The sequence below is a fragment of the Rhodoferax koreense genome (assembly GCF_001955695.1).
Lineage (GTDB): Bacteria > Pseudomonadota > Gammaproteobacteria > Burkholderiales > Burkholderiaceae_C > Rhodoferax_B > Rhodoferax_B koreensis.
On sequence record NZ_CP019236.1, the window covers coordinates 4,115,138 to 4,131,955 of the forward strand.

The following is a 16,818-nucleotide window of genomic DNA, read 5'->3' on the forward strand; positions in this document are numbered from 1 at the left end:
GGGACGGCGTTACATGGGCCTCAAAGCCCCAGGTAACGCTGCGCCAGTTCGGGCTGCACGGCCAACTCGGCTGGCGAGCCGGTCCAGACGACGCGGCCTTTCTCGACGATGTGATGGCGATCGACCAACGCCGCCATCTCGGCCAAGTTCTTGTCGACCACCAGGATGGTCAGTCCCTCGCCCTTGAGCGTCTGCAGGCACTGCCAGATTTCGCGCCGGATCAGCGGGGCCAGGCCCTCGGTCGCCTCGTCCAGTACCAGCAGGCGCGGGTTGGTCATGAGTGCACGTCCGATGGCCAGCATTTGCTGCTCGCCACCCGACAGCGTGCGTGCCGACTGGCGCCTGCGCTCTTCGAGCCGGGGGAACAGGGCGAACACACGGCCCAGCGACCAATGGCCCCGGGCTTGGCCCTCCCCCTGCACCGCCCGCGCCGTGGCGACCAGGTTTTCCTGCACGTTGAGCGAGCCGAACACGCGCCGGCCTTCCGGCACCAGCCCTACGCCCAAGCGGGAGATAACGTGCGGCGGCAACCGGTTCAGCGGCGTGCCCCCCACCGCGATTTGACCCGCGCGACAGGGCAGCATGCCCATGAGCGTGCGCACCGTCGTGGTCTTGCCCATGCCGTTACGGCCGACCATGGAAACGACCTCGCCGTCCCGGGCCTGCAGCTGCATGCCGAAGAGCACCTGGCTGTTGCCGTAACCGGCGGTGACGTGTTCAAGTGTGAGCATGGACTTCTCCTGGCGTGGTGGCAGCGAGGGCGGGCTGCAAGGCGTGGTCTTCGCCCAGGTAGGCCGCCCGCACCTCGGGGTGGCGTCGCACCTCGTCGGGCGTGCCGGTGAAGATGGTCCTGCCGTACACCAAGACGCTGATGCGGTCGGCCAGTGCGAAGACGGCGTCCATGTCGTGTTCGACAAGCAGGATGCCGTAGTAGCCCTTCATGCTGCGCAGCAGCCGCGTCATGCTGGCCGACTCCTCTGCCCCCATGCCAGCCATGGGCTCGTCCAGCAGCAGCAGGCGCGGCCGGCGCGCGAGTGCCACGGCCAGTTCGAGCTGCCGCTTCTCGCCGTGGGCGAGATCGGCCACGGCGACCTGCTCACGGCTCGACAGGCCGACATGCGCCAGTTGGGTCCGCGCCTCGGCGACCAGTGCTTCGTCGTGCCGCGGATTGCCCCAGCATCCGAAGGGGCGGCCCTTGCGCAGCATCACCGAAAGGACCACGTTCTCCAGCGCCGTGAAGTCGGCGCAGAGTTCGGTGATCTGGAAGGAGCGCCCCAGCCCCAGCCGCGCGCGGGCGAAGGCAGCCGAGGAGGTCACGTCCCGCCCGTCGAGGAAGATGGAGCCGCTGTCCGGCATCTGCTCGCCGCAGATCTGGGAAATGAGCGTGGACTTGCCGGCGCCATTGGGTCCGATGAGCGCGTGGATCTCTCCAGCGCGCACGTCAATGTTGACGTTGTTGGTGGCCTGCACCGCACCGAAGGCCTTGCGCAGGCCAGTGACGCGCAGCAGCGGTTGACCGTGAAGCTGTTCAGCCATGTCGCGCTCCCAGCCAGCCGCCGAACAGCCCGTTGCGACCGGCCAGCACGACCACCACGAGCAAGGGCCCCATGACGAGCATCCAGTGCTCCGTCCAGGCCGACAGCGCCAATTCCAGGCCCAGGAAAACCGCGGCGCCGGCAATGGGCCCGAGCAAGGTCCCGACGCCGCCCAGGATGACGATGGCCATTAATTCGCCGGACTTGGTCCAGGCCGCCATGTCGGGCGTGACGAGGCCGGCGAAGTTGGCCCACAGGATGCCGGCCAGTCCCGTTCCGACGGCCGAAACCACGAAGGCGGTCAGACGATACGGCGTGGGTGCAACACCCAGGTTGACGGCCCGGCGCTCGCTCTGCCTCAACGACTGCAGCACCATGCCGAAACTCGAGTTCACTATGCGCATGCACAGCCAGGTCCAGCCAACCAGCAAAGCCACGCAGAGGTAGTAGAAGACCACAGGCTGCGCCAGGTTCATCCCTGGCAACAGGCTTTTCTTGCCCATCATCAACCCGTCGTCGCCGCCGTAGACCTGCAGCGAAACCAGTACGAAGTACACCATCTGCCCGAAGGCGAGCGTGATCATGATGAACTGAACTCCCCGGGTGCGCAGCGCCAGATAGCCCACGGCCGCACCCAGCAGCCCGCAGGCAATCAGTGCCAGCGGCCAGGCCACCAGCGCCTGCTGGCTGCCTGACCAGCCGAAGAGCGGTCCGCCCGACGTCGCATGAAAACTCATGATGGCGACCGCGTAACCGCCCAGTCCGAAGAACATGGCATGGCCGAAGCTGACCATCGCGCCATAGCCGATGACCAGGTCAAGCGACACGGCAGCCAGTCCGTAGATGACGAAGCGCGTGACGAGGTTGGTCAGGTACGGCGTGCCCGTCAGCGACGCCACCAGCGGCATGACGAGCAGCAGCGCAAGCCCGAAGGCGCCGAAGGCAGCGTAGCGAGTGAACAGTGTGCGAGGTGTAGTCATCGCTCAGGCCTTCATGGGAAGCAGCCCGAGCGGGCGAACGATGAGCACGGCGGCCATCAGCACGTAGATGCTGGCGGACGCAAGGCCAGCTGCCAGCGGATCGGCCACGGCCGGCGACAGCGCACTGCCCAGCAACTGCGGCAGGAAGGCCCGCCCCAGGCTATCGACCATGCCGACCAGCAGCGCGCCGGCCAGCGCCCCGCGCACCGAACCGACGCCCCCGATGACAATGACGACGAAGGTGGTGATCAGTACCCTCTCACCCATGCCGATCTCGACGGCCAGCAGCGGTGCCGCCATCACGCCAGCGAGGCCGCACAGCAGCGCGCCCAGCCCGAAGACCAGCGTGTAGAGCTTGCGAATGTCGACGCCCAGGGCATCGACCATCTCACGGTCGTCCGCACCAGCCCGCACCAACATGCCGACGCGTGTGCGATTGACCAGCAGCCAAAGGCTGACGGCCACTACGGCGCCGACGGCAATGAATGCCAGGCGCAGCACCGGGTACTGCAAACCAGGCGCCAGCGTGACCGAGCCGTCGAGGATAGCCGGCGTCGTCACAGTGGGCGGCCGACGGCCGAACAGCAGGCTGACCGCCTCGTTGGTGAACAGGATCAGGCCAAAGGTGGCCAGCACCTGGTAAAGATGGTCGCGCAGGTAGAGCCTGCGGATCACCAGCAGCTCGACCACCACGCCGTAGAGCGTCGCGCCGATGACGGCTGCGGCCACGCCGGCGCCGAAGGAGCCGGTCTTGGTGATGGCAATCGCGGCGCAGTACGCGCCCACCATGTAGAAGGAGCCGTGGGTCAGGTTGACCACGCCCATGATGCCGAAGATCAGGGTCAGGCCCGAGGCCAGCATGAACAGCATCGCGCCGAACTGCAGGCCGTTGAGCAGTTGCTCGAGCAGGAGGGTCACAACGGCATCCTGCACTGGGCGGCGTAGGCGTCCTTGTCGTCGCTCACGACTTTGCGTACGACCCTGGGCGCGAGATCGCCGCTGGCGGACCTCTCGATGCGCATGAGGTAGACGTCCTGGATGGGGTGCTGGTTGGTGTTCAGGCTGAACTTGCCGCGCAGCGAGGTGAAGTCGGCTTTGCGCAGCGCGGTCCGGAAGGCATCGCCTTTCGACAGGTCGCCACCGACCGCCTTTAGCGCCGCGCCTATCCACTGTGCGGTGTCGTAGGCCTGCATGGCGTAGTCGGTGGGCAAGCGACCGTAGGCCTTGCGGAAAGCCTCGACGAATTGCCGGGAAGCAGGGTTGTCCATTGCGGTGGACCAGATACCGGTCGTGTAGAAGCCTTCGGACGAGGCGCCGGTGGCCGCGACCATGCGTGCGTCCATCGAGAAGCCGGGCATCAGCATCGGCACGGTCTTGCCCAGGCCGGCATTGGCGTACTGCTTGGCGAAGTTGATGCCGACCCCCCCGGGGTGGAACTGGTAGATCGCGTCCGGTGCGAGCGAACGCACGCGGGCCAGCTCGACCGAGAAGTCTGACTGGTCGAGCTTGGTGTAGATTTCGGCCAGAACCTCGCCCTTGAATGTCCGCTTGAAGCCACTCAGAGCGTCCCTGCCCGCCTGGTAGTTGGGCGCCAGCAGGACGACCCGTTTGTAGCCCAACTCATTGGCCGCCACGCCGCCGGCCGTGTGGAAGGCGTCGTTCTGGTACGAGGCAACGAAGTAGTTGCGGTTGCAGTTCTCCCCGGCGAAGTTGGACGGGCCAGGGTTCAGGCTCACATAGAAGCGGTCGGCTTCGAGCACGCCGGGCACCACCGCGGCCAGGACATTGGAGAAATTGACGCCGGTGAACAGCTTGATGCCCGAGGCCACCATGCGGTCGGCCGCCTGCTTGGCATTGGCAGGCTTGAGTCCGTCGTCTTCCACGACCAGCTCGACCGGCACGCCACCTAGCTTGCCGCCGCCCTGGGTGACGGCTAGATTGAAGCCGTCGCGTTCATCCTCGCCGATGTATCCGGCGGGCGTGGATAGCGTGGTGATGAAACCGATCTTCACCGCTTCGGCGGCATGGGCCGACGGCGCAAACACGGTGGTGAAGAGCGGAGCAGCAATGAGGCCTGCGATGACCAGGCTGGAAAGGCGGCGCTTGTTGAGCATGCTGGTGGTCCTGACGAGGTTGGGTGGTGAGTGGATATGAAGGGGATGGAAAGGTGCGGGTTCACACGGTCACGACCGGGTTGCGCAGCTGGCCTATGCCTTCGACACAGGCCACGACCACGTCGCCCGGCCAAAGCCATTCCTGGGGCGTCCGGCCGGCGCCCACACCTTCCGGCGTACCCGTGGCAATGACGTCACCCGGCTCCAGGGTGATGCCGGCGCTGATGTCGGCGATGAGGTGGGGAATCCGGAAAAGCATGTGGCGCGTGTTGGAGCGTTGCTTCTCCACGCCGTTGACGGTGAGCCACAGGTCCAGGTCGTGCGGATCGCTGATTTCGTCCGCGGTGACGATGCAGGGGCCGAAGGGGCCATAGGTGTCCTGACCCTTGGAATAGATCCACTGGCCGGCACGGCGGCAGTCGCGGGCGCTGATATCGACCATCACGCTGTAGCCGAAGACATGTTCCAGCGCGGCGGCCTCGTCGATACGTTGCGCACGTCGGCCGATGATGACCGCGAGCTCGACTTCCCAGTCCATCTGCTGCGTTAGCCGGGCGTTGTGGGCGATGCCTTCGCCTGTGCCGATGATGGTGGTCGGCGGCTTGCTGAAGATGACCGGCTGGCTCGGCAGCTCCTTGGAGGTGTCGAGCGTGCGGCTGGATTCGGCGACATGCTCCACATAGTTCAGGCCAATGCCAAAGATGTTCTTGCGTGGACGAGGGATCGGCGCCAGCAAATCCACGTTGGACAGCGACCGAGCCGTGCCCACAGGCCAGCGGCCGGCATACTCGGCCAGCAGTTCGGAGGCCGCGCGGACGGCATCCGGACCAAGGTCGATGAATTCGAGCATATCGGCGGGCAAAGGCACGCCAGCGGCGAGGCCGAGCGCGGCGATGTCCACCACCTGGGTATCGACAATCGCGCCTAGTCGGGCGGCAGCGGCGGGGTGAGTCCGGTAAGTAACGAGGCGCATAAAGTCTCCTTGTGGGAATCAAAACGGTGAATTCGGGCATCGGGCGGCTCGAGCCTCGGTGCGGTAAGCTAAAAGGAGCAAAGCGCTCCCCTCACGCGTCCTTGCGCGCGTTTTTTAGGAGTGGGATTGCTGCGGTAGTGGAGGGCTAGGCGACGGGCTGCCTGCCTCCGTTTTCTGCGAGGGCCTCCTCGCGGTACAGCCCAAGGGACTGCATCACAGGAAGGTCGTGGAAGCAAAAGAGGCAGGCGTCTTCGGTGGTCGAGGCGTTCGCATGTTCATGGAACATCCACGAGGGCAGGCAAAAAATGTCGCGCTCCTGCCAGTCGAAGCGCTGGCCATTGATGATGGAAAAACCCCGACCCTTGGCAACTTGATAGACGAAGCTGCCGGTATGACGGTGCGCCAGAGTGTGCTCACCCGGGCGCAGCAGCTGCATGCTGGCGCCAATCGTCGGCATGACAGGCCCGCCCGTGAGCGGGTTCACGTAGTGCATCAGGGTACCGTCGAAGGGGTTGCTGTCGCCCAGTGAAGCCATGCGCTGCAGCGCATCGTAAGTCGGCGCCCATTCGTACTTGAACAGTGGGGAGTAGTTCTTGGTCCAGGTGCCAGCGGCGCCATGGATCTGCGGTCGCAGCGCGACGCCGCCCCAGGTAGCCGTCGAGTCATCGACCGGGTGCGTTACCGCCTGCCGCAGTTCGGGGTGCACCACATAGAAACCGGCCTCCATCGAATTGACGAGCGGGATGTCGAGCCCGTCTTGCCATATGCAGGTCGAGCCTTTGGCGCTTACGCCGTGTTCATGCCACGTGCCGTTGGGCGTCAACACGAAATCGTTGACGCCCAGAGTCATCTTGTGGCCGTCGACCACGGTGTATGCACCGGAGCCTTCCATGATGAAACGCAGCGCCGAGGCCGAATGGGCGTGGGCCGAAGCGGCTTCACCAGGGCGCATCACCTGCAGCCCGGAATACAGCCAACCGACAGCTGCTGAAACATCCTGCCGGCCTGGGTTGTTCAGATAGATAACCCGACGGCCGGCCTTCTCCGGGGTGACCAGGTCGACGGAACGCAGCACATGGTCGCGCAAGTCGCGGTAGCGCCACAACGTGGGCACCGATGCTGACTTCGGGTGCCAGGGCTCGATCTTGTTGGCGACCGTCCAGAGCGCGCCCGTCTTCAGCGCATCCAGCTGTGCGTAGTAGTCAAGCAATTCCGGCGTGTCCGCCACGTCGGCACGGCCGGGAATATCTTCTCGGTAGTGGTCATGGGGCTTGGTGATCATGATTGCATCTCCATATTTTCGAAAGTTTTTAGATTTTTATAAATTTAAAGAACGTTGTCAATGAGCTTTCGAAAATTCTGCTCAGACAAGCTTTTAGGCGGCCTCACCTCTGGAGGGGCGACACCCTAGACCGCCATCTTTTAGCCTCAACGTCGAAAATCGTAGATTTCTTGTGATTTTTTATATTTTCATTGATATTTTCGAAAGTTTTTCGAATTTTTGAAAAGGCGTGTGATGTCGAACCCTGTAAAAACCCGGTCGTCCCCTGCCGCCTGTCTTCGATGCGCCTTGTCGGTGAGGGCCTCGCTCTCGATGTTGATGGCGGTTGTGGTTGTCAGAGCCGAGGACTTTCCCACCCGCGCAGTCCGTATCGTGGTGCCCTATGGAACCGGCGGCGGCGCCGACGTCTTCGCGCGGCAGATTGGCCGCGGCCAGGAGAAACAGGGGGCCCAGGCGTGGCCATGGACAACCGCACCGGCGCGTCCGGCAACATCGTCACGATGGAAGTTGTGCGCGCCCGACCCGATGGCTACACGCTGCTGCTGCAGAACGTGTCAATGGCGACCAATGACGCGGCGCAGGGCAAGCTGCCCTACGCGCTCACGACCGACCTCACGCCGCTAATGCTGCTGAGCTCTACGCCGCACGCCATCGTCGCCCACCCTGGAGCCCACATCTCCAGCATTGCCGAACTCGTGGACGCAGCCAAGGCTGCGCCAAGTCAGCTGACCTACGCCTCCTGTGGTATCGGCACACCCCAGCACTTTGCCATGAAGGTGTTGCGGCAAAACATGCATATCGACATGCTGCACGTTGGCTACAAAGGCTGTGCCCCCGCACTGGTCGACGTGCTGGGCGGCCAGGTGCCGGTGGCTATCCTCAGCGCCAACCTCGTGCCCACCTATGCACAAACCGGCAGGCTCAAGGCGCTGGCGGTGACCACCGCCAAACGTTACCCGCAGTTGCCCACGACACCCAGCGTCGCCGAACAAGGCGGCGGCAACTTTGACTACGACAGCTGGTATGCACTCATGGCTCCCGGGAAGCTGCCGACGCTGCTAGCGGACAAGATCACGGCCGATGTGCTCAAGGTGCTGGACGAGCCTTCTGTCCGCAGTGCTCTGGCTGAATTCGGCATCGACATCAGCAAGGGCACGGCGCAGGAACTCAAAACCCGAATTGTTGAAGACTCCGACCGCTACCTCGAATTGGCGCGCCAGAACAACATCAAGGCGGAATGACCGTGCGCGCCTCAAGCATGCGGGAAACGCCATGACCTTCGCCGATTCCACCCTGGCGGCGCAACGACTATCCGACCGCCAGGGGCTGCACAGCCTAGTTGACCTGCTGGTCTGCGCCAAGCGCATACTCTACGCCGAAGGTACCGTCGACGGAATGGGACACATCAGCGCACGACATCCGACGGAGCCGGGTCAATTTTTTCTGGCCTGCAGCCGCGCTCCCGGACTGGTGCAGCGGCAGGATGTAATGCTGTACGACCTGGACGGGGAGGACATTACCAGCCTTGGCCTCAAGCCCTACCTGGAGCGCTTCGTCCACGCGGAGATTTATCGGCAGCGCCTCGACGTGCAGGCGATGGTGCACAGCCACTCAGCGTCCGTCATTCCTTCCGGCGCCACCTAAACGCCGCTCCGGCTTGTGTTTCACATGGCCGGCTTTCTCGGCCTGGGGGTGGGGCACTTCGACATCGCGGATAGCGGGAAGACCGACCTGCTGGTGCGGTCGAGCTACCCCGGCGACCATGGATGCAAGCATGGAGCGGCCTTTCGAACTGTGGCGGCTGAGCCTGGGTGAATTCGACTTGGGCAACTTCCCTGTCTACCTGACGGCTGAATGCAAAAGCCGTGCGTTTGTCTGAACGCGCGGCCTCTTTCATCGCTGGACGGCCGGACTCCGGCGCTAGGGACCGGTACAGGCTTTCACAACCTCAGGTGTCCTCCATACCGGCCTCTGTCTGCGATGCTTGCTCGGACTTCCTGCGCAACGCATCCACGATCATGTGGCCCGTCGCCCGGTAGTGGCTGGCCACCAACTCGCAGGCGCGCTCGACGTCACGGTCGACAGCTGCCGCCAGTAGTTGGGCATGCTCCTTGTTGACGTCGCGCTCGCCGGCGGTGGCCGACTGGAGCGGCCCGTAGCGGGGCCGAAGGTTGGGCCGGCGGTAACGCTCGGTGTGCGCATAGAGTTGGCCCGAAAGCTGCCTGAGCCACGTCGAGCCGCAAGCCGCCACAAGGCTGTTGTGGAATTCCATATGGCGTAATTCCAGCGCCTCTTGCGCATCGGGATCAGCGCCCCCTTGGTCGGCCGCCTTCGCCGCGAGCTTTAAGGCGTGGAAAGCACTGACGAGTTGCACCTCCCAGTCGTCGTCACCGGCTTTCAGAGAGCGCCGCAGGGCTTCACAGTCGATGAGGATGCGCGTTTCGATTGCATCCCACATCTCCTCCTCGGACAGCGGCGCAACCCGGAAGCCTTTCGACGGTGTGGACACGACGAGGCGCTCTCCCTCAAGGCTGGTCAGCGCCTCGCGGATCGGCGAGAAGCTGATGCCATAACGCTCTTTTAGGAATTCCAGCCGCAAGGTCTGACCAGCCTGCAGTAAACCAAGAGTGATATCCCGACGCAGAGATCGGCGCGCTTGCTCGGCCAGCGAAATGTCTTGATGACTGTCATCGGGAGGCTGACCGTCGACTGTAGCGAGGCGCATGGCCCGAGATCGTGCTTTCATGCGGCAATTTTATTCGAAAGCACAAGGCATTATCGAAAACATCGTCCACACGGCTTGACATACTACAAAACTTCGAGCTGCTATCAACTTCTTGAGCAGCTGGCGATCGGGGATTGCATCAAGTCTGGCCGACCGAAATGCGTTCACGGAATTGATGTCAGTGCTCTGACCATTCCCTTTCGTGGTGGCAAGCGGACGAAGCAGTGGGTCTGAGGTGGCACGTTCTGTGTCTATTCTGTGGCTACGGTAGGTGCGCGAAGGCGCACGAAAGTAGACGAAACTAGCCCCCGCCGTTTTCACCGATTTTCTATGTTGTTGATTCTTATAGGGTGAAACTGAAGAAAGAACGACATGTAGGTGCTGTTTTGGGGCTATCGGCCCGTTTGGGACGTAGAGACCGGAGGTTCGAATCCTCTCACCCCGACCAGATGCACAACGCGCCACGCTGCTTTTCACAGCGGCACCATCTCGCCGCGCCATGCTGCGGAAGGCGCAGGCCATCACCCCTTCTGCATTTCCAGCAACCTCGACATCTCCCGCGTCGCCGCCAGCAACGCCGGTAGCATCGTCTCCTGCATGACCTTGGCCGTGGTGCGGTTCACCTGGCCGCTGATGTTGAGCGCAGCCACGGTGCGGCCTGCGCGGTTCACCAGCGGCGCGGCCAACGCGATCAGCCCCTCCTCCAGCTCCTGGTTCACCAGGCACCAGCCCTGCTTGCGTGCCTGCGCGATGCGGGCCAGCAGCGTCTCGGTGTCGGTGATGGTGTGCTTGGTCAACGCCCTGATCTCACTGCGCCGCAGCCGCTCGACGACCTCGTCCACCGGCAGGTCGGCCAGCAGCATGCGTCCCATCGCCGTGCAATAGGCCGGCAGCCGCGAGCCGACGCCCAGGCTGATGCGCATGATCTTGTGGGTGGGCACGCGCATCACGTAGACGATGTCGGTGCCGTCGAGCGCCGCGGCGGAACACGACTCCTTGACCTGCTCGACCAGCGACTCCATCACCGGCTCGGCCAGGTTCCAGATCGGCATGGACGACAGGTAGGCGAAGCCCAGGTCGAGGATGCGCGGCGTGAGGCGGAACTGCCGGCCGTCGGTGACCACATAACCGAGCGTCTGCAGGGTCAGCAGGATGCGCCGGGCGCCGGCACGCGTGAGACCCGCCCGATCGGCCACCTCGCTCAGGGTCTGCGAAGGCGCCTGGGCGCTGAAGGAACGGATCACCTCCAGCCCGCGCGCAAACGACTGCACATAACTGTCGCCCGGAGCGGGCGTGGACGGGCTTTCGGCGAGAGCTTCGGTCGGGCGAGTTGCCATGGGTTTCACAATCTCCTAAAATTCATTATAAGAACTATTGTTCTTATAGCGAACATTTTATCCGGAGATACAAGACAATGATCAACAAGATCGCGCGCTCGGTCGCGGACGCACTGGCCGATGTGAAGGATGGCGCAACGGTGCTGATCGGGGGCTTCGGCACGGCCGGCATCCCGTCCGAACTCATCGACGGCCTGATTGCCCAGGGCGCCAAGGACCTGACCGTGGTCAACAACAACGCCGGCAACGGCGAGACCGGCCTGGCCGCGCTGCTGAGCGCCGGCCGGGTGCGCAAGATCGTCTGCAGCTTTCCGCGCCAGGCGGACAGCCAGGTGTTCGACGCGCTTTACCGCAGCGGCAAGCTGGAACTCGAACTCGTGCCGCAGGGCAACCTGGCGGAACGCATCCGTGCGGCCGGCGCGGGCATCGGCGCGTTCTTCTCGCCGACGGGCTTCGGCACCGAACTGGCACGGCACGCCGACGGCACGCCGAAGGAAACCCGCGAGATCAACGGCAAACATTACGTGCTCGAGTACCCGATCCACGCCGACCTGGCGCTGATCAAGGCCGAATGCGGCGATCGCTGGGGCAACCTCACCTACCGCATGGCGGCGCGCAACTTCGGCCCGGTGATGGCCACCGCCGCGAAGAAGACCGTCGCCACCGTGCACGAGATCGTGGAACTCGGCCAGCTCGACCCCGAGGCCATCGTCACACCCGGCATCTTCGTGCACCAGATCGTCAAGATCGACCGCGTGGCCACCCAGGCCGGCGGCTTCAAGAAGGCAGCCTGAAATGACCTACCAAAGACGCACCAAAGACCAGCTCGCAGCGCGTGTGGCGCAGGACATCCCTGACGGCGCCACCGTCAACCTCGGCATCGGCATGCCTACCGTGGTCGCCAACCACATTCCCGCCACCCACGAAGTGCTGCTGCACAGCGAGAACGGCATCCTCGGCATGGGCCCGGCGCCAGCTGCGGGGCAGGAAGACTACGACCTCATCAACGCCGGCAAGCAACCGGTGACCCTCCTCCAGGGCGGCGCCTATTTCCACCACGCCGACAGCTTCGCCATGATGCGCGGCGGCCACCTGGACATCTGCGTGCTGGGGGCCTTCCAGGTCAGCGCCACCGGCGACCTGGCCAACTGGCACACCGGCGAAAAGGACGCGATCCCCGCCGTCGGCGGCGCGATGGACCTGGCCATCGGCGCCAAGCAGACCTGGGTCATGATGGACCTGTTGACCAAGCAGGGCGTGAGCAAGGTGGTGGAGCGCTGCACCTATCCGCTGACCGGCATCGCCTGCGTCAAGCGCATCTACGCCGACGTGGCCACGCTGGACTGCACGCCGCAGGGCCTGCGCCTCGTCGACAAGGTGGACGGCCTGGAACACGCGGAACTCGAACGCCTGATCGGGCTGCCGGTTTCGATCTGACAAGACCACAACTTCAACAACAAGGACACACCATGAACCAGCAGGCCTTCATCTGCGACGCGATCCGCACCCCTTTCGGCCGCTACGGCGGCGCGCTGAGCAGCGTGCGCACCGACGATCTCGGCGCCATCCCGCTGCGTGCGCTGATGTCGCGCAACCCGAACGTCGACTGGCAGGCCGTCACCGACGTGATCTACGGCTGTGCCAACCAGGCCGGCGAGGACAACCGCAACGTGGCCCGCATGTCGGCGCTGCTGGCCGGTCTGCCGCTCGAGGTGCCGGGCGCCACGGTGAACCGGCTGTGCGGCTCGGGCCTGGACGCGGTGGGCATCGCCGCACGCGCCATCAAGTCCGGAGAAGCCACGCTGATGGTCGCCGGCGGCGTGGAGAGCATGAGCCGCGCGCCCTTCGTGATGCCGAAGGCCGAATCGGCGTTTTCGCGCGCCAACGCGGTCTACGACACCACCATCGGCTGGCGCTTCGTCAACAAGCTCATGAAGGCGCAGTACGGCGTCGACTCCATGCCCGAGACGGCCGAGAACGTGGCCACCGACTTCCACATCAACCGCGAGGACCAGGACAAGATGGCCCTGGCGTCGCAGCTGCGCGCCGTTGCGGCGCAGAAGGCCGGCTTCTTCGATGCCGAGATCACGCCGGTCACGATCCCGCAGAAAAAGGGCGACCCCATCGTGGTGGGCCGCGATGAACATCCGCGCGAGACCTCGATGGAGTCGCTGGCGAAACTCAAGGGCGTGGTACGACCCGACGGCACGGTCACGGCCGGCAACGCCAGCGGCGTGAACGACGGCGCCTGCGCCCTGCTGCTGGCCGATGAGGCCACGGCCGCGCGCAACGGCCTCACGCCGCGCGCACGGGTGGTCGGCATGGCCACGGCCGGTGTGGCGCCGCGCATCATGGGCATCGGCCCGGCGCCGGCCACGCAGAAGGTGCTCGCCCTCACCGGCCTGACGCTCGCGCAACTCGACGTGATCGAACTCAATGAAGCCTTCGCCGCGCAAGGCCTGGCGGTGTTGCGCCAGCTCGGACTGCAGGACGACGACCCCCGTGTGAACGCCAACGGCGGCGCGATCGCGCTCGGCCATCCACTCGGCGCCAGCGGCGCCCGCCTGGCCACGACGGCAGTGAATCAGCTGCACAAGACGGGCGGACGTTATGCGCTTTGCACGATGTGTATCGGTGTCGGCCAGGGCATTGCCTTGATCCTGGAACGCGTCTAGTCACTGGCACACCGCCAAGTTGCTCACTTCGTGTAGCGCCTACCCCCTCGCCGGGGGCGACACTGGCGGCCTGGCAAAGCCAGTTCCGCGGTGTCAATGGAAGGGGCGTTTGAAACATGGCCTGGGGCCCTGTCGCCAGGAATAGCTTCAAGTTCCTTCGCAGAAAGCAAAAAGCCCGCAATGCGGGCTTTTTGCTGGTCGACCGCCGAGGCGGTTTATCGGTCAGGCGCGAGCGGCGCGCAGCTTCAGCGAGAACTCCTGCAGCGCGGCGATGCCGCTGCTCTCCGCACGGTGGCACCAGGCCTGCAGATCGGCCGTGAGCTGTTCGCGCGACTGCGAGGTGTTGAGCCACATCTGGCGCAGTTCTTCGCGCATCGTGACCATCTTGTCGAGCACGGGATGGGCGGCGCGCGCTTCAGCGAGTTGCGGATGGGCGGCGGCGGGGATCTTTTCCGCGTCGCGGTGCAGCCAACGCTTGGCGGATTCGAGCACGGACACGTCGGCCTGGCGGGCCTTCAATGCTTCGATCTCGGACTTGCAGGCACGGCGCATTTCGCGTGCGTAGCCGGCCATCACTTCGTAGCGGTGCGCAATCAAAGCTTCGAGCGTGTTCTCGTCCGCCACTGCCTTGACATCGCCGAGTTGCAGCTTCGGCGGGGTCTTCTTGACCTTGGCCAAGCCGACCTTTTCCATCATGCTGATGTAGACCCAGCCGATGTCGAACTCGTACGGCTTGACCGAGAACTTGGCCGACGTCGGGTAGGTGTGGTGGTTGTTGTGCAACTCTTCGCCACCGATCATGATGCCCCAAGGCGAGATGTTCGTGCTGGCGTCAGGCGCCTCGAAGTTGCGGTAGCCCCAGTAGTGGCCGATGCCGTTGATGATGCCGGCGGCGGTGACGGGAATCCAGATCATCTGCACGGCCCACACGGCCAGGCCGGCGATACCGAACAGCGCCAGATTCAGAATCAGCATCAGGCCCACACCCTGCCAGCTGTAGCGGCTGTACAGGTTGCGCTCGATCCAGTCGTTCGGGCAGCCGTGGCTGAACTTGGCCAGCGTTTCCTGGTTCTTGGTTTCGGCACGGTAGAGCTCGGCGCCCTTCCAGAAGACGGTTTCGATGCCGTGGGCGTGCGGGCTGTGCGGATCGTCCTTGGTTTCGCACTTGGCGTGGTGCTTGCGGTGCACGGACACCCATTCCTTGGTCACCTGGCCCGTGCCCAGCCACAGCCAGAAACGGAAGAAGTGGGCCGGCAGCGCGTGCAGGTCCATGGCGCGATGCGCCTGGTGGCGGTGCAGGTAGATGGTGACGCTGGCAATCGTGATGTGCGTGGTGACGAGCGTGTACAACACGATCTGCCACCAGGACAAATTCAACAGCCCATTGGCCAGCCAGTCAACAGCCGCATTCAGCACGGCCCAGTCGGGTAACAACATAGATTCAATAGCCTCGGTTTATAAATAGACCGGCTTCCTATGTGCGAAAAGCTGGCCAGTCCACTATTTTAATTCGGATACCACAAAACACCTACTAGGCTGAGCAACCTAGTTGTTCTACTGTTTTTGCCACACGGCGGCGAAGAAGCCGTCGGTTCCGTGCCGATGCGGCCACAGGCGCAGGAATTCGCCGCCGCTGATGGGCCCGGTACACAGGCTAGCCGCGTGTTCCACCTTCAGATGCGTCAATATGTCCACGGTTTCAAGTGGCGTGAAGCCAGTATTCGCGGCCGAGAAAGCCTGGGCGATGGCTTCGTTCTCCTGCGGCAAGATGCTGCAGGTGGCATAGACGAGCCGGCCGCCGGGCTTCAGCAGGCGCGACGCGCTTTGCAGGATGGCGGCCTGCAGCGTGGCGAATTCGGCCACGGTGGTGGGCGACTGGCGCCATTTCAGGTCCGGATTGCGCCGCAGCGTGCCCAGACCGCTGCAGGGCGCATCGACCAGCACCCGGTCCATCTTGCCGGCCAGGCGCTTGATGCGGTCGTCGCGCTCATGGGCGATGGCCACCGGATGCACGTTCGACAGGCCGCTGCGCGCCAGCCGCGGCTTCAGGCTTTCCAGGCGATGCGCCGAGGTGTCGAAGGCATACAGCCGGCCGGTGCTGCGCATGCCGGCGCCGATCGCCAGCGTCTTGCCGCCCGCGCCGGCGCAGAAATCGACCACCATCTCGCCGCGCTTGGCATCGAGCAGCAGGGCCAGCAGCTGCGAGCCCTCGTCCTGCACCTCGATGGCGCCGCGGTTGAAGGCGTCGAGCTTGGCCAGGTTCGGCTTGCCTTCGATGCGCAGACCGTTCGGCGAATATTTCGTGGGCGTGGCCGCCACGCCGGCCTTGGCCAGTTCGGCCTGCACTTCGGCGCGTTTGCTGGTCATGGTGTTGACGCGCAGGTCCAGCCCCGCGGGGCGGCTCAGGCTGTCGACCAGCGGCCAGAACTCGTCCTTCAACTGCTCACGCAGCGGCTGCACCAGCCATTCGGGCAGGTTGTGGCGATGCCGCTCCATCAGGTCGTGCGGCTGCACCTGGTCGCATTGGGCGAGCCAGTGTTTTTCCTGGTCGTTCAGCGCGCCGGCGAGGAAGTCGCGGGCGCCCTGCTTGGCATTGGCACCGGGACGCGCGCCGGGCTCGTCTTCGCTGTGCGCAAAGCCGAGAATGGCCAGCCGACGCTCCTTCGGGCCGCTGCCGGACGGTGCCAGATGGTCGAACAGCAGCTTGTTGCGCAACACGGTGTAGACGGTCTCGGCCATGGTGGCGCGCTCGCGCGGGCCCAAGGCGCGGTTCTCGCGGAAATAACGCGAAACGGTGGCGTCGGCGGGGTGTTCGAAACGGAGGACTTGGCGGACGAGCTCGGAGCACTCGTCCAGAACGGCTTTAGGATGCATAGTCCCCGATTGTCCCACGCGCCCCATTTCGCGCGTAGGCCCGCCTCTTTCGCCAAACGCCATGACCGACAACGACCTGCCCGCCCTGATCGAAACCCCACCCGGCCGCTACCGCCACTACAAGGGCGGCCTGTACGAAGTCATGGGCACGGTGCGCCACAGCGAGACGCTGGAGCCGATGACGCTGTACCGCGCGCTGTACGGCGAGATGGGCCTGTGGGTGCGGCCGGCGGCGATGTTCGAGGAGACGGTGGTCATCGAAGGCGTCACGCGGCGCCGCTTCGCACCGGAGTCTTGAATAAAAAATGGCGATAGCGCCCGCC

General features: G+C 64.4%; 17 protein-coding genes. 6 read left to right on the forward strand and 11 right to left on the reverse strand.

The genetic code is table 11. The features are described 5' to 3' along the window. Window positions 1-20: 20 nt before the first annotated feature. From RD110_RS19130 to RD110_RS19160, 7 genes are all read right to left on the reverse strand, one after another. Window positions 21-731: an ABC transporter ATP-binding protein gene (locus RD110_RS19130; RefSeq protein WP_076201139.1), complete on the reverse strand. Its 711-nt coding sequence runs from the start codon at window positions 729-731 to the stop codon at window positions 21-23. Beyond that, window positions 718-1,536, reverse strand: coding sequence for an ABC transporter ATP-binding protein (locus RD110_RS19135; protein ID WP_076201141.1), 819 nt, complete (start codon window positions 1,534-1,536; stop codon window positions 718-720). Before RD110_RS19135 ends, RD110_RS19130 begins: the two co-directional genes overlap by 14 nt. Further along, on the reverse strand, window positions 1,529-2,515 hold the full coding sequence (locus RD110_RS19140) for a branched-chain amino acid ABC transporter permease (RefSeq protein ID WP_076201143.1): 987 nt from the start codon (window positions 2,513-2,515) through the stop codon (window positions 1,529-1,531). Before RD110_RS19140 ends, RD110_RS19135 begins: the two co-directional genes overlap by 8 nt. Window positions 2,516-2,518: 3 nt before the next feature. Further along, complete coding sequence (locus RD110_RS19145) at window positions 2,519-3,433, reverse strand: branched-chain amino acid ABC transporter permease (protein WP_076205289.1); 915 nt, start codon at window positions 3,431-3,433, stop codon at window positions 2,519-2,521. Further along, window positions 3,430-4,629, reverse strand: a complete 1,200-nt coding sequence (locus tag RD110_RS19150) for an ABC transporter substrate-binding protein (protein WP_157900252.1) — start codon at window positions 4,627-4,629, stop codon at window positions 3,430-3,432. Before RD110_RS19150 ends, RD110_RS19145 begins: the two co-directional genes overlap by 4 nt. 61 nt (window positions 4,630-4,690) lie before the next feature. Next, window positions 4,691-5,602, reverse strand: coding sequence for a fumarylacetoacetate hydrolase family protein (locus RD110_RS19155; RefSeq protein WP_076201145.1), 912 nt, complete (start codon window positions 5,600-5,602; stop codon window positions 4,691-4,693). A 145-nt stretch (window positions 5,603-5,747) separates the two neighbouring features. Beyond that, window positions 5,748-6,884, reverse strand: a complete 1,137-nt coding sequence (locus RD110_RS19160; RefSeq protein WP_076201147.1) for a cupin domain-containing protein — start codon at window positions 6,882-6,884, stop codon at window positions 5,748-5,750. A gap of 461 nt (window positions 6,885-7,345) precedes the next feature. On the opposite strand from RD110_RS19160, the gene RD110_RS19165 reads away from it, so the two are divergent. Continuing rightward, entirely contained in the window at window positions 7,346-8,125 is a 780-nt protein-coding gene (locus tag RD110_RS19165; RefSeq protein WP_157900253.1) for a tripartite tricarboxylate transporter substrate-binding protein, read from the forward strand. 31 nt (window positions 8,126-8,156) lie between these two features. Continuing rightward, complete coding sequence (locus RD110_RS19170; protein ID WP_076201150.1) at window positions 8,157-8,528, forward strand: class II aldolase/adducin family protein; 372 nt, start codon at window positions 8,157-8,159, stop codon at window positions 8,526-8,528. A gap of 304 nt (window positions 8,529-8,832) precedes the next feature. Here the strand turns inward: RD110_RS19170 and RD110_RS19175 are convergent, their stop codons facing one another. Continuing rightward, window positions 8,833-9,630 carry a GntR family transcriptional regulator gene (locus RD110_RS19175; protein ID WP_076201152.1) on the reverse strand — a complete coding sequence of 266 codons (798 nt, stop codon included), beginning with the start codon at window positions 9,628-9,630 and terminating at the stop codon, window positions 8,833-8,835. Window positions 9,631-10,130: 500 nt separating this feature from the next. Then, window positions 10,131-10,946: an IclR family transcriptional regulator domain-containing protein gene (locus tag RD110_RS19180; protein ID WP_076201154.1), complete on the reverse strand. Its 816-nt coding sequence runs from the start codon at window positions 10,944-10,946 to the stop codon at window positions 10,131-10,133. Between the two features lie 77 nt (window positions 10,947-11,023). Here RD110_RS19180 and RD110_RS19185 point away from each other — a divergent pair, with 77 nt between their 5' ends. Genes RD110_RS19185 through pcaF form a run of 3 tightly spaced genes read left to right on the forward strand, consistent with a single transcriptional unit; the run spans window position 11,024 to window position 13,621 of the window. After that, complete coding sequence (locus tag RD110_RS19185; RefSeq protein WP_076201156.1) at window positions 11,024-11,740, forward strand: 3-oxoacid CoA-transferase subunit A; 717 nt, start codon at window positions 11,024-11,026, stop codon at window positions 11,738-11,740. Between the two features lies 1 nt (window position 11,741). Continuing rightward, on the forward strand, window positions 11,742-12,383 hold the full coding sequence (locus tag RD110_RS19190; RefSeq protein ID WP_076201158.1) for a 3-oxoacid CoA-transferase subunit B: 642 nt from the start codon (window positions 11,742-11,744) through the stop codon (window positions 12,381-12,383). A gap of 32 nt (window positions 12,384-12,415) precedes the next feature. Next, a complete protein-coding gene (pcaF, locus tag RD110_RS19195; protein ID WP_076201159.1) occupies window positions 12,416-13,621 on the forward strand; it encodes a 3-oxoadipyl-CoA thiolase in 1,206 nt (401 codons plus the stop codon). 222 nt (window positions 13,622-13,843) lie between these two features. Here pcaF and RD110_RS19200 read toward each other — a convergent pair whose 3' ends face one another. Both RD110_RS19200 and RD110_RS19205 read right to left on the reverse strand, forming a co-directional pair. Then, window positions 13,844-15,058: a DesA family fatty acid desaturase gene (locus RD110_RS19200; protein WP_076201161.1), complete on the reverse strand. Its 1,215-nt coding sequence runs from the start codon at window positions 15,056-15,058 to the stop codon at window positions 13,844-13,846. Between the two features lie 117 nt (window positions 15,059-15,175). Beyond that, the gene (locus tag RD110_RS19205; protein ID WP_076201162.1) at window positions 15,176-16,495 is read right to left on the reverse strand and encodes an RsmB/NOP family class I SAM-dependent RNA methyltransferase; all 1,320 of its coding nucleotides are present in this window, start codon (window positions 16,493-16,495) and stop codon (window positions 15,176-15,178) included. Window positions 16,496-16,556: 61 nt separating this feature from the next. Here RD110_RS19205 and RD110_RS19210 point away from each other — a divergent pair, with 61 nt between their 5' ends. Continuing rightward, window positions 16,557-16,793 carry a DUF1653 domain-containing protein gene (locus RD110_RS19210; RefSeq protein WP_076201164.1) on the forward strand — a complete coding sequence of 79 codons (237 nt, stop codon included), beginning with the start codon at window positions 16,557-16,559 and terminating at the stop codon, window positions 16,791-16,793. Window positions 16,794-16,818: the final 25 nt, after the last annotated feature.